22 protein-coding genes, 1 tRNA gene and 1 pseudogene are annotated in these 19424 nt (G+C 61.1%); 10 read left to right on the top strand and 14 right to left on the bottom strand.

Annotated features, from left to right (window positions below):
• Window positions 1-41 precede the first annotated feature (41 nt).
• Window positions 42-1289 (bottom strand): hypothetical protein, encoded by a 1248-nt coding sequence (locus Q5Y75_RS08445; RefSeq protein WP_306196226.1) that lies wholly within the window; start codon window positions 1287-1289, stop codon window positions 42-44.
• A complete protein-coding gene (locus Q5Y75_RS08440) occupies window positions 1289-2953 on the bottom strand; it encodes an NAD-dependent malic enzyme (protein WP_306196224.1) in 1665 nt (554 codons plus the stop codon). The genes Q5Y75_RS08445 and Q5Y75_RS08440 overlap by 1 nt, the downstream gene beginning before the upstream one ends.
• Window positions 2954-3114: 161 nt before the next feature.
• On the opposite strand from Q5Y75_RS08440, the gene Q5Y75_RS08435 reads away from it, so the two are divergent.
• Entirely contained in the window at window positions 3115-3843 is a 729-nt protein-coding gene (locus tag Q5Y75_RS08435) for a glutathione S-transferase N-terminal domain-containing protein (protein WP_306196222.1), read from the top strand.
• Here Q5Y75_RS08435 and Q5Y75_RS08430 read toward each other — a convergent pair.
• On the bottom strand, window positions 3836-5416 hold the full coding sequence (locus tag Q5Y75_RS08430; protein WP_306196221.1) for a GMC family oxidoreductase: 1581 nt from the start codon (window positions 5414-5416) through the stop codon (window positions 3836-3838). The two genes, Q5Y75_RS08435 and Q5Y75_RS08430, sit on opposite strands and share 8 nt — an antisense overlap.
• 4 nt (window positions 5417-5420) lie before the next feature.
• On the bottom strand, window positions 5421-5957 hold the full coding sequence (locus tag Q5Y75_RS08425) for a gluconate 2-dehydrogenase subunit 3 family protein (RefSeq protein WP_306196219.1): 537 nt from the start codon (window positions 5955-5957) through the stop codon (window positions 5421-5423).
• Between the two features lie 146 nt (window positions 5958-6103).
• Between Q5Y75_RS08425 and Q5Y75_RS08420 the strand changes: the two genes are divergently transcribed.
• From Q5Y75_RS08420 to Q5Y75_RS08410, 3 genes are all read left to right on the top strand, one after another.
• A complete protein-coding gene (locus tag Q5Y75_RS08420; RefSeq protein ID WP_306196217.1) occupies window positions 6104-6511 on the top strand; it encodes a hypothetical protein in 408 nt (135 codons plus the stop codon).
• Window positions 6512-6787: 276 nt separating this feature from the next.
• Window positions 6788-7735 (top strand): DnaJ C-terminal domain-containing protein, encoded by a 948-nt coding sequence (locus Q5Y75_RS08415; RefSeq protein WP_306196215.1) that lies wholly within the window; start codon window positions 6788-6790, stop codon window positions 7733-7735.
• Complete coding sequence (locus Q5Y75_RS08410; RefSeq protein ID WP_306196213.1) at window positions 7732-8073, top strand: hypothetical protein; 342 nt, start codon at window positions 7732-7734, stop codon at window positions 8071-8073. Before Q5Y75_RS08415 ends, Q5Y75_RS08410 begins: the two co-directional genes overlap by 4 nt.
• A 3-nt stretch (window positions 8074-8076) precedes the next feature.
• Here the strand turns inward: Q5Y75_RS08410 and nqrM are convergent, their stop codons facing one another.
• The 3 genes from nqrM to Q5Y75_RS08395 all read right to left on the bottom strand — a co-directional run bounded on the left by nqrM (window position 8077) and on the right by Q5Y75_RS08395 (window position 9606).
• Entirely contained in the window at window positions 8077-8313 is a 237-nt protein-coding gene (gene nqrM / locus Q5Y75_RS08405) for a (Na+)-NQR maturation NqrM (protein WP_306196211.1), read from the bottom strand.
• Between the two features lie 12 nt (window positions 8314-8325).
• Window positions 8326-9351, bottom strand: coding sequence for an FAD:protein FMN transferase (locus Q5Y75_RS08400; RefSeq protein WP_306196208.1), 1026 nt, complete (start codon window positions 9349-9351; stop codon window positions 8326-8328).
• Between the two features lie 66 nt (window positions 9352-9417).
• Window positions 9418-9606 (bottom strand): hypothetical protein, encoded by a 189-nt coding sequence (locus tag Q5Y75_RS08395; protein ID WP_306196205.1) that lies wholly within the window; start codon window positions 9604-9606, stop codon window positions 9418-9420.
• Between the two features lie 118 nt (window positions 9607-9724).
• Here Q5Y75_RS08395 and Q5Y75_RS08390 point away from each other — a divergent pair, with 118 nt between their 5' ends.
• The 4 genes and pseudogenes from Q5Y75_RS08390 to Q5Y75_RS28640 all read left to right on the top strand — a co-directional run bounded on the left by Q5Y75_RS08390 (window position 9725) and on the right by Q5Y75_RS28640 (window position 12292).
• Window positions 9725-10249 (top strand): CBS domain-containing protein, encoded by a 525-nt coding sequence (locus tag Q5Y75_RS08390; RefSeq protein WP_306196203.1) that lies wholly within the window; start codon window positions 9725-9727, stop codon window positions 10247-10249.
• 103 nt (window positions 10250-10352) lie between these two features.
• Window positions 10353-10428 (top strand) — tRNA-Val (locus Q5Y75_RS08385).
• A gap of 384 nt (window positions 10429-10812) precedes the next feature.
• Window positions 10813-11798 (top strand): annotated as a pseudogene (locus tag Q5Y75_RS08380) (integrase core domain-containing protein).
• Between the two features lie 38 nt (window positions 11799-11836).
• The gene (locus tag Q5Y75_RS28640) at window positions 11837-12292 is read left to right on the top strand and encodes a hypothetical protein (RefSeq protein WP_306196201.1); all 456 of its coding nucleotides are present in this window, start codon (window positions 11837-11839) and stop codon (window positions 12290-12292) included.
• A gap of 573 nt (window positions 12293-12865) precedes the next feature.
• Here the strand turns inward: Q5Y75_RS28640 and Q5Y75_RS08370 are convergent.
• From Q5Y75_RS08370 to Q5Y75_RS08340, 7 genes are all read right to left on the bottom strand, one after another.
• A complete protein-coding gene (locus tag Q5Y75_RS08370; protein ID WP_306196200.1) occupies window positions 12866-13207 on the bottom strand; it encodes a hypothetical protein in 342 nt (113 codons plus the stop codon).
• Between the two features lie 64 nt (window positions 13208-13271).
• A complete protein-coding gene (locus Q5Y75_RS08365) occupies window positions 13272-14717 on the bottom strand; it encodes a DUF4384 domain-containing protein (protein ID WP_306196197.1) in 1446 nt (481 codons plus the stop codon).
• Window positions 14714-15124 (bottom strand): ExbD/TolR family protein, encoded by a 411-nt coding sequence (locus Q5Y75_RS08360; RefSeq protein ID WP_306196195.1) that lies wholly within the window; start codon window positions 15122-15124, stop codon window positions 14714-14716. The genes Q5Y75_RS08365 and Q5Y75_RS08360 overlap by 4 nt, the downstream gene beginning before the upstream one ends.
• Window positions 15121-15552 carry an ExbD/TolR family protein gene (locus tag Q5Y75_RS08355; protein WP_306196193.1) on the bottom strand — a complete coding sequence of 144 codons (432 nt, stop codon included), beginning with the start codon at window positions 15550-15552 and terminating at the stop codon, window positions 15121-15123. The genes Q5Y75_RS08360 and Q5Y75_RS08355 overlap by 4 nt, the downstream gene beginning before the upstream one ends.
• 11 nt (window positions 15553-15563) lie before the next feature.
• Window positions 15564-16181, bottom strand: coding sequence for a MotA/TolQ/ExbB proton channel family protein (locus Q5Y75_RS08350; protein ID WP_306196191.1), 618 nt, complete (start codon window positions 16179-16181; stop codon window positions 15564-15566).
• 3 nt (window positions 16182-16184) lie between these two features.
• Window positions 16185-16610: a hypothetical protein gene (locus Q5Y75_RS08345; RefSeq protein ID WP_306196189.1), complete on the bottom strand. Its 426-nt coding sequence runs from the start codon at window positions 16608-16610 to the stop codon at window positions 16185-16187.
• A gap of 25 nt (window positions 16611-16635) precedes the next feature.
• The gene (locus tag Q5Y75_RS08340; protein WP_306196187.1) at window positions 16636-17652 is read right to left on the bottom strand and encodes a hypothetical protein; all 1017 of its coding nucleotides are present in this window, start codon (window positions 17650-17652) and stop codon (window positions 16636-16638) included.
• A gap of 149 nt (window positions 17653-17801) precedes the next feature.
• Here Q5Y75_RS08340 and tssA point away from each other — a divergent pair, with 149 nt between their 5' ends.
• Window positions 17802-18842 (top strand): type VI secretion system protein TssA, encoded by a 1041-nt coding sequence (gene tssA, locus Q5Y75_RS08335; protein WP_306196185.1) that lies wholly within the window; start codon window positions 17802-17804, stop codon window positions 18840-18842.
• Between the two features lie 65 nt (window positions 18843-18907).
• The gene (gene tssB / locus Q5Y75_RS08330) at window positions 18908-19423 is read left to right on the top strand and encodes a type VI secretion system contractile sheath small subunit (protein WP_306196183.1); all 516 of its coding nucleotides are present in this window, start codon (window positions 18908-18910) and stop codon (window positions 19421-19423) included.
• Window position 19424: the final 1 nt, after the last annotated feature.

Below are 19424 nucleotides of genomic sequence, written 5' to 3'. Positions count from 1 at the left end.
ATCATAGCAGCAAATGCGGTTCTGTCTAAATCCTGCGCCGCTCAGTCAAAGACATGGCCGTGCTGGTACTGCTCATCCTGCCCGGCGGCGGCGGTCAGGGCGGCGACGTTGTCCTTGGTGAAGAAGCCATCATATTTGTGGCAGCGCTCGATATATTCGGTGATCAGCAGGGTGAATTTCGAGTGTTTCGAGAAGATCTGTTTCAGGTTCGGATCGTCTTTACACTCACCCACCACATGCGCCAGGAACGGCACGCCCTTGTCTTTCAGCGTGTTGACCACGAAATCAACATTCTTTTCGCCGCCCGCATGATCGCCATCCAGAATCTCCACCGCCATGTGATGCAGGCGCCGCCCGAAATTGCGCACGAAATCCTCGGTCGGCATCGGAAGCCGGTCAAACGAATTGACGAAAGAGGGCGTGTTGTTGGCGGTGAAAACCTTGGCGGGCGACTTCTTGTCATCATCCACATTCGGGTTGCGGTTCACGTTGGTGGACGAGTTCATGTCCGAGATGTTGTAGGCCCCCCAGAAATAATAGGGCACCATGGTCAGAAATTCGAGGATCGCATCCTCGCGCTCGCCGGCGAGAATTCGGGTGGCCATATGGTCCAGCCCCAGCATCAGCGGCGAGATTTTGCTGTCCGCGCCAAAGGCGGCGGCCTGATCAAGCCGCCCGCGTTCCTCGGCGCTCAACTCGATCACGTCGCCCAGCCCCAGCGCATTGGGGTTGTTGAAATCCAGATTGGAATAGCCGACCCGGTTGGCGGTGAAATCCGATGGCGTGGTAAACAGGAACCCGTTTCCGGTATAGAACGGATTTTCCGTATCCCCGGCATATTCGAACCGCATGTTCTGATCCTCCAGCGTCTCGCGCAGGAACTTCAGGTCGCTTGCGGCATAGATCTCTCCCACATAGCGCGTCTGCGGCAGCTTGCGGGCCAGAGGGTACATGCGGTTGATGCGCGGGATGAAATCCTCGAACCCATCGCTGAGCGGGGCCATCAGGATCAGGGCCGGGTAGTCGGGATGCGAATGCAGAACCGAGAAGCGATGCGTGCGGCCCAGAAAGCTGGCGGAATGGCGATAGGGGGTCATCACGTAAAGCTCGACCATCGTGTCCATGATCGCATCCGGTTCAACCTGCTGGACCACGGCGCGCATATTGCCGACCTGATCGGCAATACCGGTGGACTGGCGGCGCTCATAAATTCGGGGCAAATACTCGGTAAAGAAGTCTGAGTTCTTCTTGTCTCCACGGGGCTGATAGCTCATCAGGTCGAATGTCATCATGCGTCTCCGGTTGCGAAGTCTGTGTAGTGCGGGGTCCAGAATTTGGCTGCGATCGCGGCCTCCAGCTCGTCTTTGGTGGTTTGCGGGGCGACACCATCGGCCTGCGCCGTCAGTCCCACGGCCAGCGCGATCTGACGGCTGACACCGCGGATGTCCGAGACATCGGGCAGAAGGCTGGCGCGGCGATCTGCCAGTGCGGGCGAGAGCGCCGCCAACGCCTCGGCGGCGGCGATGAACATGGTTTCGGTCACCCGCGTCGCGCTTGCGGCCAGAACACCCAGACCCATACCGGGGAAGATATACGAGTTGTTGCATTGGGCGATGTGATGGCTTTCGCCTCTATAGCTGACCGGATCGAAGGGGCTGCCAGTCGCGACAATGGCCTTGCCGTCGGACCAGTGGATGATCTGTTCCGGCGTCGCCTCGATCCGCGAGGTCGGGTTCGACAACGGCAGAACGATGGGATGGTCGCAGCCTGCAGCCATGGTGCGAATGATCTCTTCGGTGAAGAGCCCCGCCTGACCGCTGACGCCGACCAAAATATTGGGTTTCGCGTGGGCGATCACGTCGAGCAGAGAGATGTCGCCCTGCGCCCAGCCCCCCACTTTGTCGGCAGGCTGCACCAGTGGCTGCTGGAACGGCAAGAGGCCCTCCATCGCGTCGGTAATCAGCCCATGCCGGTCGATCATATAGATCTGGCCGCGCGCCTCGGCCTCGGGCAAGCCCTGTTTGACCATCAGCTTGATCAACTCCTCGGCAATGCCTGCCCCGGCCGATCCCGCGCCCAGAAAGGCGATGCGTGACTCCTTGAGGGGCACGCCCGTCACATTGGCCGCCGCCAGCAAAGTGCCAGCGGTGACCGCGGCAGTACCCTGAATGTCATCGTTAAAGGTGCAAAGTTGGTCGCGGTATTTCTCCAGCAGCGGCGCGGCGTGCTGCTGGGCGAAATCCTCGAACTGAAGCAGCACGTTCGGCCATTTCCGCTTCACCGCCTGAACGAAGAGGTCGACGAACTCGAAATACTCCTCGCCCGAGATGCGCTCATGCCGCCAGCCGATATACATCGGATCGTCCAGACGCTCCTGATTGTTGGTGCCTGGATCGAGCAGGATCGGCAATGTCACCGCCGGATCGACGCCACCGGCACCGGAATAGAGAGAGAGCTTGCCGATCGGGATGCCCATGCCGCCCGCGCCCTGATCGCCCAGCCCCAGAATGCGCTCGCCATCGGTGACCACGATCGCCTGCACATCGGAAATGATGGCATTGTCGAGAATCTGCTCCATCTGATCGCGTTTGGGGTAGGGGATGATCAGCCCGCGTGGATGACGGTAAATCTCGCTGAACTGTTTGCAGGCATCACCGACCACCGGCGTGTAGATGATCGGCATCATCTCCGGCAGGTGACGGATCAGCAGGGCGTAGAACAGGGTCTCGTTATCGTCCTGCAAGTTACGCAGATATATATGCTGTTCGATTGGCGAGGCCTGGGATCGGAATGCGGCATAGGCGCGGTCGATCTGTTCGTCCAGCGTCTCGATATGCGGTGGCAGCAGCCCGGTGAGGCCAAGCTGGTCGCGTTCCGCCTGCGAGAAGGCAGTTCCTTTGTTCAGCAGGGGGTTGGCCAGATAGTGCAGATTGGCGGGGCCGGTCTGTGTCATCTCGGGTCCTCCTGACGTGAACATCGCCTTGCATGTGACACAGCATGCACATCACAGGCGCGTTGGGGAAGCTTGGAGTCTACCCAAAAACCAGCTATTTTGCGGGTTTAGCCGTCGCAGGTATGCGCGACAGCCTATGCGGCATGGGAAGGAGCGGTGCGATGTCGGGACAAGCGCAGACCCGCAGGTTTTTTGAGGTGATCGGCGAAGACCCCGCCTGCAGGCTCAGCCCCTATTGCTGGCGAATTCGGATGGCATTGGCCCATAAACGTCTGGGCTATGATCTCCAGCCCTGGCACATCACCGAAAAGGACCGCATCGCCGCCTCCGGTGGCATTACCGCGCCGGTGCTGGTGGAGGACGGGCAATGGCTGCGCGACAGCTGGCAAATCGCGCTTTATCTTGATGAGGCTCACCCTGAACACACGCTGATATCCGGTCCCGCCGCTCTGGCGCGCTGCCGGTTCCTGAACAGCTGGGCAGATAGCGCGCTGCATCCGGCGCTGTTCCGCGCAGTGATCGCAGAGCAGTTCCCGCTGACCGCCGAGATTGACAAGACCTACTACCGCGCGCGGACATTGGCCAAGTTCGGCCAGAACGTCGAGGAGATCGGCGCGAACCCCGAACCCGCCGCCGCGCAGGTCAGCGCAGCGCTGGCCCCGGTGGAGGATGCCCTGTCGGTCGCGCCCTATCTGGGCGGCGATGCGCCCGATTATGGCGACTATATCCTGTTTGGTACGTTTCAATGGGCGCGGGTGGTCAGTCAACGCCACTTCTGGCCGGAAGGCTCGGCGCTGGAGCGCTGGTTTGACGTGCTTTTGGATGCTTTTGACGGAATGGGGCGGGCGCAGCCGCCACGCGCCCATTGGGATCTGCCACCGCTTACCTGAGCAGGGCCGCGCGGTTGTCGCTGATATATTTGGCGGTGCGGAACACCAGAGCGACCAGTGTCGCGGTGGGGTTCACGGCGCCGGGGGTTGGAAACAGGCTCGCGCCTGCCAGAAACAGGTTCTCGACATTATGGGTTTGCCCGTAGGAATTGGTCACGGATGTTGCCGGGTCGTCCCCCATGATTGTGCCGCCGATCATATGCATGGGTGCCCGCTGCCCGGCCCAGGGCTCGCTGACCCCGGCCGCCTTGAAGATCTTCAGCCCCTCGGCCTTGGCCAGATCAGAGCGTGCGGCGTTGTCCTTCGGCAAGTTGTTGGTGACCTTTGCTGTGGGCAGGCCAAAGCGGTCTTTCCGGCTGTCCAGCTCGATCCGGTTTTCCGGGATGCTGGTTTCTTCGCAGAGCACGGTCATGTTGCCGTAATGCCGGACGGCTCGGCGCATATAGTCATCCAGCGCCGCGCCATAAAGCTCGGGCCGGGCCAGCGCCAGCCCCAGCAGATCATTGGGTTTTGTGGCCTGTGCCGCCAGCCAGGCGCGGCTGCCAAAGGCACCCTTTGCGGGCGTCTTGTCGTCATAGCCTTCAAGACAAAGCGTATTGGCCCCGGTCACGCCCCTAAAGGGCTCGGTTTCGTCCGGGAACAACCCGTGGATTGTGGTCAGCGCATGCGAGGTGAAATGGCGACCCAGCAGCCCGCTGCCATTGCCCAGCCCGTCCGGGTGGTGGTCAGTGGCCGAAAGCAGCAAAAGCCGCGCGTTCCAGATCGTGTGACAGGCCGGGATCACAATCGATGCGGGCTGCAGATGACGCGCGCCATCGGCGTCGAGATATTCGACTCCGGTTGCGCGTTTGCCCGACGGGTCGGTGGTGATCTTGCTGACATAGGCATTATGGCGCAGCATCGCGCCGGCCTTGAACGCCCTGGGCCATTGCAGCACCAGCGGATTGGCCAGCGCGCCGATCGGGCAGCCCGCATCGCACCAGCCGTCCAGAATGCAGCCCGCTCTGCCGTCATAGCTCTGGCTGTTGATCGCCAGCGAGTTGGGCCCCAGCGACAGTCCCACCGCATCGAACCCTTTCTTCAGCGCCTGCGACTGGCGCGAGATCGGCAGAGGTGGCATCGGGTAGGGTTGGCTTTGTGGTGACCATTGGTCCGCCTTTGCATCACCCGAGACACCGAAATAGGTCTGCGCATGGTCGTACCAGGGCCGCAGATCTTCATAGCTGATCGGCCAGTCCACGCTTTTGCCATGCAGCGTCCTGACCCGAAAATCATCCGGGTGCAGCCGGTACCAGTTGGCGTACCAATGCAGCCCTGCGCCACCTGTCCCCCAGCCCATGGCGAAATTTGCAGCCCCCACCAGATCACCGGTCTCGATCACCTCGGGTCCTGCCCATCGCAGCCGCCGAGACCAGATTTGCGAGCTGATCATCTCGGATAGTTTGCGCTGAGGTCCCGCCTCGAGCACTAGAACCGAGAAACCCGCCTCGGCCAGTTCGGCCGCCATGGTGCCGCCCGCGATGCCCGAACCGGCGATGACTACGTCGACAGGATCATGGGTGTGATCGCTCATGGGCTCACCATGGCTTTGGCGGGGCGATATGGGCCAGATAGGGAATGTCGAGCCGGGCAAACCCGGCCTCGGTTCCATAGACCATATCCACCGCATCGCTGCGGGATATGAAGTAGAAGAAATTGGGGTCGGGGGTTGTCCAGGCTTCGGTCTTTGACCCGGCCGCCGCCGCCACGATCTCCGCGCTTTGTTGCGGGTCCAGCCGGGCGAAGCCCATGGAGAACCGGTGCTGGCTTTCCTGTTCTATCCCGGCGATGCCGCCGCGATAGAAGGGCAGCATCGCACCGCTGTCGAGATAGCGCAGCAGCAACATGGAGTCGCCGAACCCGCCCGAGGCATTCTGGTCGATATAGCGCGCCACCCCGGCCCGCGCTGCACCGGGTGCCAGCAGATCGCACCATTTCGACAGGGTCTCGGCCTCGGGTTCGGTGAGTGACATGGGTCTGCTCCCTTCCTGGCTTTGGCCGGCCACCACGCGCGGTGCTACGCCGAACAGCGCGGCGATGCGGAGAATATTGGCGATGAAGCGTCTGCGGTTCATTCTGTCAGCGCCCTGTTCGGCGGGATGTGCTCCAGTCTAGGCGATTTCGGAGCGTTCGGTCCAATCCTGGCGCCAGCAAATGCATCGGGGCCTTGCTGGATTGTGCCCGCTACTCTCCAATGGTGGGGTCTCAGAGAGGTCGAAGCATGCACGTCTTTGAAATTCTGTGGATCGTCCTGCTGCGGTTTCGCCCGCTGCCCCGAATCTGGGCGATCTGCCTGATTGCGGTCAATCTGGGCGCGCTGTTCTTTCTGGATACCTCTTACGGCAAGGTCGCCCTGCTGGTGGCGCTGATGGGCATCGCGGTGATGATGGTGATTTATACGCGGCTGGGTTTCGTGCGGCTGTTGGGCATCGGCCACGTGTTCTGGATACCGATGCTGATCTGGTTCGCGTCAGCAATGCCCGACCGGCAGGCCGACCCGTCGCTTTATTGGTGGTTGGTGGTGCTGATCGCGTTCAACGCCACCTCACTGGTGATGGATGCGGCAGATGTGATCCGCTACCTGCGGGGTGGGCGAGCGCCGCATTATCACTGGCGCCAGCCCTCCTAGCAGAGTTCATGAGGGCAGTATCAGTCAGACTTGACCGGGATTCCAACCGGACCGTCCGGCTTTTCCTAGTCCAGAACGCCTTCCGCTAGTGGCCGCCTTGAACCCTCTTTGGCCGCGTCATCGATGAGCTGATAGTTGGGACGCACATCACTTCTTGGCACTATCGTTGGGCCCCTTTGAGAGTACAGTTCCGGTTTGACCGCTTGGAAACGAGTGATAAAATTTGCTCAAGGGCATCCGGTAAACCGCTGGCGGCCATGACAGAGCGAGGCGAGGATGAGCGACGATCCCTATTCCGTGCTGGGTGTTTCGAAAGACGCCTCTGACGCCGAGATCAAGAAGGCCTACAGGCGCATCGCCAAAGAATGCCACCCGGATCTGAAACCCGGCGATGCCGAGGCGGAGGCAAAGTTCAAGGCCGCCGCTGCCGCATACGACCTGCTCAAAGATGCTGAGCAGCGCGCGCGGTTTGACCGGGGCGAGATTGATGCATCAGGGCAGGAAAAGCCGCAGCAGCACTATTATCGCGACTATGCCGAGGCGGCGGGGAACCCCTATCGCACCGGCTCCAATTTCGGCGATCAGCCGGATATGTCCGACATCTTTTCAGAATTCATGCGCGGGCGCGGCCAGAGCGGATTCGGGCAGGGCGGATTCGGGCAACGCGAGGCCTATGAGTTTCACGCACCGGGCCGCAATCGCCAGTATACCCTGCAAATCTCGTTTCTGGATGCAGTCTATGGTGCCAGCCAGAAGCTGACCCTGCCCGATGGCGACCGGGTGGAGGTGAAAATCCCTGCCGGAATCACCGATGGCCAAACCATCCGGCTGCGCGGCAAGGGCGATCCCGGCATGGGCGAGGGCGCACCCGGCGATGCGCTGGTGACAGTCAGCGTCGCACCTCATCCACTGTTCCTGCGCGAGGGGGATGATATTCGCATCACCCTGCCGATCTCGCTCGACGAGGCGATCCTGGGCGGCAAGGTTCCCGCGCCCACGATCGACGGCAAGGTGAATGTCACGGTTCCGCCCGGCACAAGCAGTGGGCGCACGCTGCGCCTGCGTGGCAAGGGGGTCAAGAAACGCGGCGGTTCGGACCGGGGCGATCAGCTGATCGAACTGACCGTGATGATGCCGAAAGAGATCGACGATGATCTGAAACAGTTCATGGAGACGTGGCGCGATGCCCACGGCTATGATCCGCGCGAGGGGATGCCGTCATGAGCCGCACCTATACCGAAACCCAACTCGTTGCGACGATTACGCGGCTTACGCCCGACCTGCTGACCGAATACCTGGCTGCGGAAATCGTGATCCCGACCCAGTCCGATCAGGGGCTGGTCTATCAGAGCCTCGACGTAGCGCGGCTGGAACTGGCCTGTGAGCTGCACGAGCAGTACGAGATGGAGGCGGATGCGCTGTCGATGATGATCTCACTCATTGACCAGATGCACGGGTTGCGCGCAGAGCTGCGTGAAGTGCTGGGCGCGGTCGAGGCACAGCCCGATCCGGTGCGTCAGAGCCTTATCGAGGCGATCGGCGTGGCGCGGTTCAAGCGCTAGAGCTTAGCCCGCGCGCTCCATCTCTTCGATCATCTTGCGGGCGCGCTTGCATTGCAGCTTGTCGCGCAGCGGGCTGTCGGGGTCGACATCCTTCTGGCAGACCACGCATTTATCGGCGCCCGAGATCGCGTTCAGCCCGCCACAGCTGCCCTTGATGGTCTTGCCCATCAAGATCACGCCCAGCGACATGCCGACCATCACCAGCGCAAGCAGCACAAAGGCAAGAATGAAAGTGCTCATGATCCGTCTCCGTCACTGGCCCGCGAGAATCTCGGCAAAGGCGCTGCTTTGCTCGACAATATAGGGGTCGGTACCGTCTTGTGCAGCCTTGCTGATGAAGAACACGGCAAGTTTATGCTCTTCTGCGATCTTCAGGCCCTCTTCGACCCCCAGAACCAGCATCGCAGTAGCCCATGCATCTGCCATCATCGCGTCATCAGCCACTACGGTGACTGAAGTGGTGCGATGGGTGATGGGACGCCCTGTGGTGGGATCGATGATATGCGAGTAGCGCACGCCATCCTGTTCAAAGAAATTGCGATAATCGCCCGAGGTGGCCATACCGTGATTGCTGACCGGAACGATCAGTTCCACCGCCTGCACCGCAGCATCGGGCCGTTCGATCCCGATGCGCCAGGGCTCGCCCTTGTCGTTCTCGCCGCGCGTGACCAGATCGCCGCCGATCTCGACCATGTAGTTCTCGACGCCAAACCCCGCGACTGCTGCCGCAACCGCGTCAACGCCATAGCCCTTGGCGATGGCGGCCAGGTTGATGCCGACCGCCACGTCAGACTTGGCCAGCGTACCTGCATCGGGGTCGAGCACCAGCAGCCGATCCTGTCCCACATGATCGAGCGCGGCAGTGATGGCCTCATCGCTTGGCACCGGATCCTCGGGTTTGCGGGGGCCGAAACCCCAGAGCTCGATCAGCGGCCCGAGCGTGACGTCAAACCGTCCATTGCTTTGCGCATGTACATCATTCGCTGCTGCGATCACCGTGGCAAATTCGGGCGAAACCGCCACCGGTTGCGTATCACCAGAGGCAGAAAAGACCGAAACTTCGGAGTTCGGGTCCCAGTTCGACATCTTGGCATTGGTCGCGGCGAGACTTTCGGTCACAGCAACGGCCATCGCCTCCTCGTCCAGATCCTCGCCCACAATGGTGATATTATAGGTGGTCCCCATGGTGTCGCCTGACAGGCGCACCACCTCGGGTTCCTCATCGAACAGGCATCCCGCAAGCGCGGCGGGCAAGAGCAGAGGGAACCATTTCGGCATGGGAAAACTCCGGTCGGATGTCATGGGCGGCATATGCCAGCGGGGGTGGAGGGAGTCAAACCATGCTCAGACCTTGAGCGGCAGAAATCCCAGTGCCAGCAAGCCAAGCGCCGCAGGGACGCCAAACAGCCAGGCGCGGCGTTGCCAACCCGGTGCCTGATCCTTCCAGGCCAGCCGGAACCGATGGCCGCAGACCACCACCGCAAAGACGATCAGCGCCCCGGTCACCGGTGTAAGATGTAATTCTTCACCCATTTTCGTCGCTCCGATCCTGTGCTCTGGTGTCCCGCGTCCAAATTCCCTCTTCCGGGATCGCCATCCCGCGTTAAAGTGAGTGCAGAACAGAAACACATCCGCAGAAGGAATTCAGCCTATGGCCCCAAGCTCTTACCAAGCACCCAGCCGTGGCGACAAGACCGATAAGAAGACCCATAGCCAATCGGTGGAGTCGAACCTGTCGCATTCGCTGACCACCGTGGCCAAATTGCTGGAGGGCAAAGGAGACGCGGTGTTTTCCCTGCGCCCCAATGACACGATCAGCCACGCGGTCCAGATCCTGAAGGACAAGCATATCGGGGCGTTGGTGGTGACTGACCAGAACGGTAAGCTGCAAGGCATCCTTTCGGAACGCGACATCGTGCGCCGGATGGCAGAAACGCCGGGTCAGACCCTACCGCAGGAAGTCTCGGCGCTGATGACCAGCGATGTGGTAACCTGCGCACCCAATGATGCCTTGATGGACGTGCTCAAACGCATGACCGAGGGCCGCTTCCGACATATGCCAGTGATCGCGGATGACAATCTGTGTGGTATGATCACCATCGGCGACGTGGTAAACTTCCGGCTCAAGGAGTTGGAATACGAGGCGCTACGCATGAAGCAGATGATCGTCGGCTGACCGCCTGACCTCGGGCGGGGGTGCCAGGACGGGCATTTGTTTGGGGTTTTCCGCACCGGACCCCTTGCACATGTCTCGGACCTTGGCTAAATCCGCCCGCAACGGGTGATTAGCTCAGTTGGTAGAGCGCTTCGTTTACACCGAAGATGTCGGGAGTTCGAGTCTCTCATCACCCACCATTCACCTGATTGAAAATAGCAGTTATTCCCGTCTCATCCTTAGAGACACATATGAAACGCACTATATCTACATGTGAGTCCGGGAGGTGCGGTGACCTCTTTTCTTTCCGCTTGCGTTACAGGAATCACGGGCTACGCCCAGGCTCAGACTTCAAGTCGACTCCGCAGTCCAAGAATTCCGTCTCACCCACGGACGGCACCAAGAGTTCCGCAGCCTTATTCGCGCCCTAGTTGTTTGCTCCCAGGGTTTGATGGTGCGATCTATTCGATGGAATGGAAGGATGCCTTATGGGACAGATACGTCACGGCTGCGCCACGTACCACTGCCCGGCAGGGCCATGCGAAGCATGATCCCGAGAGGGAACGCACGCAGTCCGAGCAGCGATACAGCGATCGCAAGCTTGGACGGCGGAGCTGAGCAGGGAGCTTGGCATCAACGTCAAAACCGTTTCCAAGTGGCGAAAGCGCCAAACAGTCGAGGATAGTAAGACGGGGCCGAAGGAGCCGAGTTCGACCGTTCTGAGCAAAGATGAAGAAGCGATCGTCGTAGCCTTCCGCGTCATACTTTGCTGCCGCTCGACGACTGCCTCTATGCCTTGCAGCCGTCGGTCCCACATCTGACACGCTCTTCTTTGCATCACTGTCTTCAGCGGCATGACATTTCACGACTGCCGGACATGGATGGTGACAAGCCGAAACGGCAGCGCTTCAAACGCTATCCCATCGGCTACTTCCACCTCGACATCGCTGAGGTCAGAACCGAGGAGGGAAAGCTCCATCTCTTAGTCGCCATTGATCGAACCAGCAAATTCGCGGTGGCACAGTTGGTGGAGAGGGCCAATCGCAAAGCGGCATGGGAATTCCTCGAACACCTGCTCGAAGCCGGGCCCTATCGCATTCACACGATCCTGACAGAGTTGCCAATGGTTGCGCCACTGGTCCGAGCAACCAATGGCGACGGTATCCAGTTCGCAGAGCAGCCCCGGAACCGGAACTCCATCTATTCCAGACCAATGCGCTTCGACATGAGTTGTGACGCCAATGGGATCGAGCACAGGCCGACAAAGCCGAACCATACGTGGAGTTTGAGGGATCAGGATTTGATCCAGTGGATCAAATCCCTCGAAAACAGCCAGGTCGAACGCATGAACCGCACCATCAAAGACGCAACCGTCAAGCGCTATCACTACAAGAACCACGACCAGCTTCGTTCGCATCTGGCCGATTTCCTCGATGCTTACAACCACGCTCGCCGCTTGAAGACACTCAGCGGCCTCACGCCTTACAAATACATCTGCAAAATCTGGACTTCAGAGCCAGACAGTTTCATTGTGAACCCGATCCACCAGATGCCGCGACTGAACAACTAGCGCTGACTATGTGCTGTCAAAACGCTTCATCCAGCTTCATGCAAGGCGTCAACAACCCCTTTGCGATGGCTTTCATCTTCAAGCTTCACGACGCTTTCCATCTCCATGACATCAGCTATGCGCGCCATCGAGAACAGGTCCTTGTAAGCGCGCCAGAACATCAGGGCCAATTTCTTCCATCGTTGGGACTATTGCTCCAATACCGGCGCGCCCGCGCCCTCTCGCGCGAATGCGTTGTATTCATTCAAAGTGGCCTCAGAGAGTCCCCGATCAAGCAAAGCCTGACCTATGTAACTTCGATAAAAATCTGCCAAGGCAGCTATTTCCTCGTCCGTCATCAACTCTTGATATGCGGCGGCGGAGGTCTTGCAGATGTTCGAATTGAGTTCTGCTTCAAAATCACCTATCAGCTAGGCCATAAAGCGATCAGAGTCGATTATTTGCGCTCTGAGTATTTCAAAGGCGGCGTTCATGTCCGCCATCAAACCTCTTGAAAGTGCGCTCAGTTTTTCTTCGACTTTGGTCGAAACATTGTATTGCTCAGCAATGTAAGATGCATTCTTCGCTGGGTCCGACAGCGAAGATGTCGAAGTTCCAAAGAGCACGCAACATGCGAGAAACAATAACTGTTTAATCCAAGCTCTGCTACTTTGAGATTCTGTCGATAATATGTCCTCATCCTGCCCCCCTTGGCGAAGTGGGTAAGCAGCTAATCGATGGGCCAAACTAATAGGTCTGTCACTGAATGATTTGTGGCATCGGGTGCGCGGTCTCAAGCTCACCTCCGCTCAAAACGGTGTGCATCGCAGCGCAGTCGAAAGACTGCACAGCCGGGACATAATGAGTGGGATCGGAAATCCTCAACCGGCGATCTAGGTGCTGAGATGTGTGTTGCGACAACAAACGTGATCAGGGAGGCCAGCCATCTGAAGTTTCGGGCCCCTGAGTATGTTGCCAGGGTCACTAGTCAGCGAGCAATTTCTTTGCCGGTGGGATGCAAAGCTGGGCAGACGCCGCAGACCAAAACTGCATAGGGTGGCATCTACGAGCGTCAGCGTTAAATGGCGTTAGATCAATTCGGTCGCGCGGCCGAACAGGAACTCCCATTGAGTGCCATCGCTCAGGGATACGATTCCCGAGCCCGCTGTCTGGTCCGCGCTGGCAGTGAGGCTGGCGGTGCCGGTTCTGCCGTCATCGCATTGCAGCGCGATTTGCAGGGATTTTGACAGTTCGGTGGGGTCATATTCTCCGCGGCACAGGCTGGCGCCGTCCGAAACTTCAAGCATGCCGTCTTGGGCAACTGCGCTGGCCTGGGTGGCGGGGCTGTTGCCACCACCCGCCGTTGGCGGCGGGGCCGTGCAACCGGCGATGGTGCAACTCAAGGCGAGCAAGGAAACAAAGCGGGCCACGGCAATCTCCATACGGTTGGGCAAGGCGACCGTAGCATCGCCGCCGGTCAGGGCAAGGGGCAGGTTATTGCGCGGCGGTCGTGACGAAGAAATAGACCCATTCGCCCTTGAAATCCGGGTTGGCTGCGCGGGCGTCAGCCACTTGTGCCTTCATCCAGCTAAGATAAGGCTCGGCCGGTTCTACCAGAGGTCGCGCCTCGTCGTAGAGCGGTTGTGAGGCGGCGAAGGCCACCGCGATCTCCTGCCCGTAGGGTGGCCCGATGGTGATATAGAGGCCCGGATCGCCCGGGCGTTCAGCCCCCACGCGCAGAGCGGATTTGGCCTCGGCCAGGGCCAGCGGCACGCTGTCATTGGGGCTGAGGTGGATGACCTGCCCCTTGGCGTCGAAGTAATCGACATAGACATAGGCGTCATAATCCGGCGCGGTCAGGTCGAGGATCAACTGCTGGCCCTCGGTGTAGCGGAACTCGCGGGCATGGGTATCCTCGCCTACCAGCAGCGGGTTGGTGATCTGGTCGGTGGATTGCGGCAGACCGACACCGGCGATGCCAGTCAGTGCGCCACATTGCGGGCGCGGCAGGATCAGCAGCGTATCGGCGACAGCGATATCCGCCCCCATTTGCGCCCGCAGTGCTTCCAGCACGGGCGCGCGCATGTCCGCGTCGGGCACATGACCGACCAGTTGCAGCGTGTTGGTCTCCGGCTCGAACTGCACCTGCATCCGCGCGCAGGGGATTTGCGTCAGAATACCCGCGATGCCGTCGCGCAGCTCGGCTGCCGCATCGCCCGCATCTTCTGAGGCCATGAAGCTCTGGAAGGCGGCCAGCGAGACCGGATCAACCGGGCCATCCCCCGATCCGCTGAAGGCCAGCGCCGCCTTGGCGCGCGTCACCTCCGCTGCAGCCTGAGTCAAGGCGACCGGGACCGCCGATGCCTCGGCGAGCTTTGTCGTAGCGGGCGCGGCAAGGGTCACGGGCTCGGTTTCTGCCGGGCTGGTGGTTAGACGCTGGTCGGCGGGCAGGACGGCCAGCGCCACGGCTTCGCTTTGATCGGATGCGGTGGCACTTGCGAGGCGTTCCGCTTGTGGGGCGGTTGTGGTGAGGCTGGCAGAAGGGGCAGGCGTGGCGGAGAGGGCGGCGACCTCTGCCTCGCTGTTGGCGATTGCTTCGCCGCGTGTTTCGCTGGCTTGCAGGATGGGGGAAGGCGCCTCTGCCACCGGGGTGGGCTCGGAAGGCAGGGCGACCGCCTCGGCCCGAGACCTTGGGATTGCGCCTAGGCCCAGCCGCGCGCCGTTGGCGTCCTCAGCGCTGGCGGTCTCGCTGTCCAGGATCGCGGGCCGGGCTTCGCTGCGTTCGACCTGATAGGCCGCAAGCTGCATTCGGCTTTCCGGCACGGGTTGCTCCGGCATGGTCTCAGGCTCTAGCGACCAGAGCAGCACGGCGCCAACCGCCAGATGCGCAGCCAGCGAGATCGCGATGCCGGCCAGCCATATGAGCGGGTTGCGCGTCACGGGCTGGCCTTGGGTGGCGTCACCACCAGCACGACCTCATTGGCGCCCATCGCCTCGAAACGTGCGATCAGCGGCAGAACCCGGCGCAGCTCGGCGTCGCGATGGGCGTTGATGCGGATCAGGCTGTCGGGTTGATCGGCCAGCCGGGCCGCGACCTGTTGCTCTGCCAACATAAAATCGACCGTCACGCCATCCAGCGCCAGTTCGCCCACGGCGCTGACCGAAAGCGTCACGCCACCTGCAGGCATATCGCTGCCGGTGGTGCCTGTGGGAGGCGTGACATCAAAAGGCGCGGTAGCGTCCATCCGGCCGATCAGCATGAAGAAGACCAGCAGAAAGAACACCACGTCGATCAGGGCGATGATCGTCTCCGGCTGGGTGCGTGGGGGCGGGCGGGCGATCCTCATTGCGCCGCCTCCAAACGGACGACGCGCATTTCACGCACGCCCGATTGCGTGACCAGATCCATCAGCGAGACCAGCGCCTGCATCCGGGCAGAGCCGGTGGGCAGGATGATGACCTGCAGGCCGGGCGCGTCACTCAACCGGGCGCTCAGCAGCTCTGCCAGGGCCTCTGCTTCAAAGGCCTGACCGCGCAGCACCGGCTGGCCATCCGCGCCGAGACGGATCAGTAGCACCCCTGCCGGGGTATCCGAGGCCGCCTGCACCGGCGCGGGCGCGTCGCGCTGCGCCAGCGCTGGGATCATGTCGAGGTTCAGATAGGTCGAAGTGACCATGAAAAAGACCAGCAGAATCAGCATGACGTCGATCATTGGCACCAGCGAGATCAGCGCGCGGGGCGGTTTTGGTCGACGCAGGCTGAGATCACCTGACATGGCGTTTCCCTTCAGGCAGCGCGTTCCTCGATGACCATCAGGCGACCGACGACATTCTCGATGGCTTGCGCGCCGCGCTCGGCGCGTCCCGACAGGAGCGAGGCCCCCACAGCGGCCGGAATAGCGACCAGCAGACCAGCGGCCGTGGTCAGCAGCGCCTGCCAGATGCCGCCTGCCAGCACGGAGGCATTGGCCGAGCCCTCAGCCAGCTCCAACTCCTGAAAGGATTGGATCATGCCGGTCACGGTGCCCAGCAGCCCAAGCAGCGGAGCGATCATGGCGATTAGCTCCAGCATACGGATCATCGCATTCATCGCGGCAAATTCCTCATTGCCGCGCCGGGTCAATTCGGTCATCAGCCCAGGTCCCTTGAACCCGTCGATCAGCGATTGCATCGCGTAGGCGCAGACCCGATCGGCAGGCGCGCGGCCCGCGGCGACCTGCGTCTGGGCCTGCGTCTTGTCGCCCTTGGCCCAATCCGCCAGCGCCTGATCCCGCGCCGCGCGGCCCGAGGTGACGGGCATCAGGCGCAGGGTCTTGACCGCAATCAGCGCCAGCGAAAACAGCGACATCACCGCCAATAGCGCAATGATCGGCCCGCCGGTGCCGAGATTGTCGAAACCAGGCATCGCTTATTGCGCCAGCGTAGCGCTGGTCTTGCTGTCCAGCGCAAGGATCGGGAAACAGTCGATCGGCTCAGCATTCTGTGGTTTGCAGACCGGCAGGTCATGCAGCAGAATCTCCGAGACATTGTCGCAGCTGATCTGCGGGATCTCGAACAGTTTCAGCACCGTGCGGCTGACGGGCAGGGGAGCGGCATCGATGCTCAGCAGCCGATCGATCACGCCATTGCCATCGAGAATGGCGAGCGACATCTCGAACCCTTCGAAACTGTTTTCGGTCTGGTTCTGGAACAGGAAAAACGCCCGGCAGCCGCCACCTTCGGTCGGCTCGAACTTGTTGAGCTGCACGGTCAGCTTGCCCTCCTCCGCCTGGGCCATCCCGGCACAGAGCGCCAGCGCCGTACAGAATGCGGATCGCAGCAGTGTTTTGATCATGTTTCCTCCCTCCGGCGTTTCGGGTCTAGCCCCGGATCGCCTTGTTCACCTTGCGCAGCGATCCCAGAACCGTTGCGCGGATATTGGTTTCGGCAAAGCCGCTCTGATCCACCGCCTTGAAGAAGGCCGTGTTCATCAGCCCGACATGGCTACCGATCTGACGTTGCGCGGCCTGTGTCAGCTTTTGCCGCTCGGCTGGGGACCCCGCCTTTTCGATTTGCGCCAGCAGCGTATCGAGCCGCGAGTCCAGTTGTCGGGCCGGCCGCACCAGCTTGGCGATCTCGCGCGGGGCATGACCCAGCCCCTCCGCGTCGGAAATGGCCTTTTTCACGCCTGCGACCAATGCGCGAACATCGCCTGCCGCCGCTTTGCGCGCACTTGCCCAGTCCCGACGGGCGGTGGCCAGATCGGGCGGGGCGGATTTTGGGGCAGTTTGTTCGGAGGATGTGGCCTGCGTGCCACGAATGCGGCTGGCAAGCTCGGACAGCGCGGTGCGCGCCGCTTCCAGTTCATTGCGCTTGATCTGTGCCGCGATCTGTTTGGCCGCCGCTGCCGCAAGGCGTTGCGCGTCCGGTCCGACGCGCGCGGCCTTCATCACAGCGTCTTTCAACTCCTGGGAGAGGGCCCTCTGCGCCGTTTTATCGACCCCCGGCTTCGCCTCTGGCGCAGCGCTCGCATCCTGCGGGGCAGGGGTGTCCTGTTCTGAATCAGGCGCGGGCGCGGCGCCGTCCGCCATCTGTACGTCGGTGGAAACACCGTTATCCTTCAGGTACTTCCGGATGCTCTTAGCCAGGTTGGGCAGGGCGCTTTCGCACTCCAGCCACACCGTTTTGGCGTCCGCATTCATGCGGCCAAAGGCGGTTTTCGGGGTTGAGCCGATCTTCTTTGCGTCCTTTGCCAGCGCGGCAGGCGGCTGCCGTTTGTCCAGCAGCAGCACATCGTCATTCTTGCTGCCGGGGCAGAACGCAAAGCTGATGCTCTGCTTTCTGGCAAGATTCACCATCTGGCGCAGCGCCGCGCCGTCGATCGCCTGTGTTGCCATGGCAATGGGTCCCGCCGAAATAATCAGTTTGACTTTGACCAGACTATAAGGCTGACTGTTCGTCAAGACAGGAGGTCATAGGGCCAATTCGGATACAACCCGAAGGGGCAACTGGTGGCGCGAAGAATAAAGAATCCAGCGGAGCTAAAATGGATCTTGCTGCCTATCTCGAACCACGGGATGCAAATCCGCCAAGCGGCGAAAACCTAGAATACGACCCGGCCTTCACAGACCTGGAACTGGCGGCGCAGCCCGGCGAAGAGCAGCAGATGGGCGACGAGGTCAAGGAAGCTCAGGAGCAGGACTGGGGCGATGTGCGCGACAAGGCACTGGCGGTCATGGAGCAGAGCCATGACATTCGTGCCGGTGTGTTTCTGGCCGAAGCGGTGCTGAACACCAAGGGCCTGACCGAGTTCGCCGATGTCACCAAATACCTACGTGCCTTGCTGGAGGAGTATTGGGACAGCTGCCATCCCGAGCTGGACGAGGATGATGGCGACGCCACGATGCGGATAAACGCGGTGGCCGGGATCGCCGGGTCGGACCGGGTGCTGCGCGCCCTGCGCCGCACGGCACTGACCGACAGCCGCATGTTCGGGCGGATGACCCTGCGCCATATCGAAGTGGCCGAGGGCACCGCGAACATGCCGCCTGATCTGGACGACGTGCCCGATGCGGCTGGGGTTTCGGCAGCGTTTCAGGACACCGATGACGAGGTTCTTGAAGCCAATCTCGCGGCGGTGAATGCCGCGCTTGAGGATGTGGACGCCATCGACAACGTGTTCGTGGAAAACACCCCCGGCGAGGGGCCGACGCTTGACCCGCTCAAAGACACGCTGAAGAAATTGCAGCGCGCGCTGGCCAAGCATTCCGGCGCCGAGGTGCCCTCCGACGCGGCGGATGACGCCGCTGACGCCCCTGCTGCAGGTGGTGGTGCGGCCCCTGCGCCGTCAGGTGGCGGCAGAGGCGGGGCGATCAACTCGCCCGCGGATGTAACCATGATGTTAGACCGTATCATGGATTATTACGCGCGCACGGAACCCTCCAGCCCGGTGCCGATCCTGCTTGATCGCGCCAAGCGGCTGGTCAGCGCCGATTTCCTGACCATCATTGAAGACATGGCCAAAGAGGGCCTGTCCGAAGTGCGCCGCATCGGCGGTATCAAAGGCAGTGACGATTACGATTATTGACCGGTCGGGCCATGCTCGCCCCGGACAGTGAAACAGAACGGATGAAGAATTGAGGAGGCTCAGACATGGCCGGTAGTTCACAGAAATTCATAGCCCGCAATCGGGCGCCAAGGGTTCAGATCGAATATGATGTCGAACTCTACGGTGCCGAGAAGAAGGTTCAACTGCCCTTCGTGATGGGCGTAATGAGCGATCTTGCCGGCAAATCCGAGGTGGAACAGCCCGCCGTGGCCGACCGCAAATTCCTTGAGATCGATGTCGACAATTTCGATGACCGGATGAAGGCGCTGGCGCCTCGCGCTGCGTTCACCGTGCCCAACACCCTGACAGGCGAAGGCAATATGGCCGTCGATATCACCTTTGAATCGATGGATGATTTCAGCCCCGCAGCGATTGCCGCCAAAGTTGAGCCGCTGAAAGAGCTACTCGATGCCCGCACCCAGCTGTCCAACCTGATGACCTATATGGACGGCAAGACCGGGGCCGAGGACCTGATTTCCAAGATCATGCAGGACCCGAGCCTGCTCAAGACACTGGCAGCCCAGCCCAAGCCGGGCGATGACGCCGCCGAGGAGGAGTAAG

Origin of the sequence: Ruegeria discodermiae, assembly GCF_030758345.1 — a bacterium.
Taxonomy (GTDB): domain Bacteria; phylum Pseudomonadota; class Alphaproteobacteria; order Rhodobacterales; family Rhodobacteraceae; genus Ruegeria_C.
This window is presented reverse-complemented; position numbering and strand designations above follow the sequence as displayed.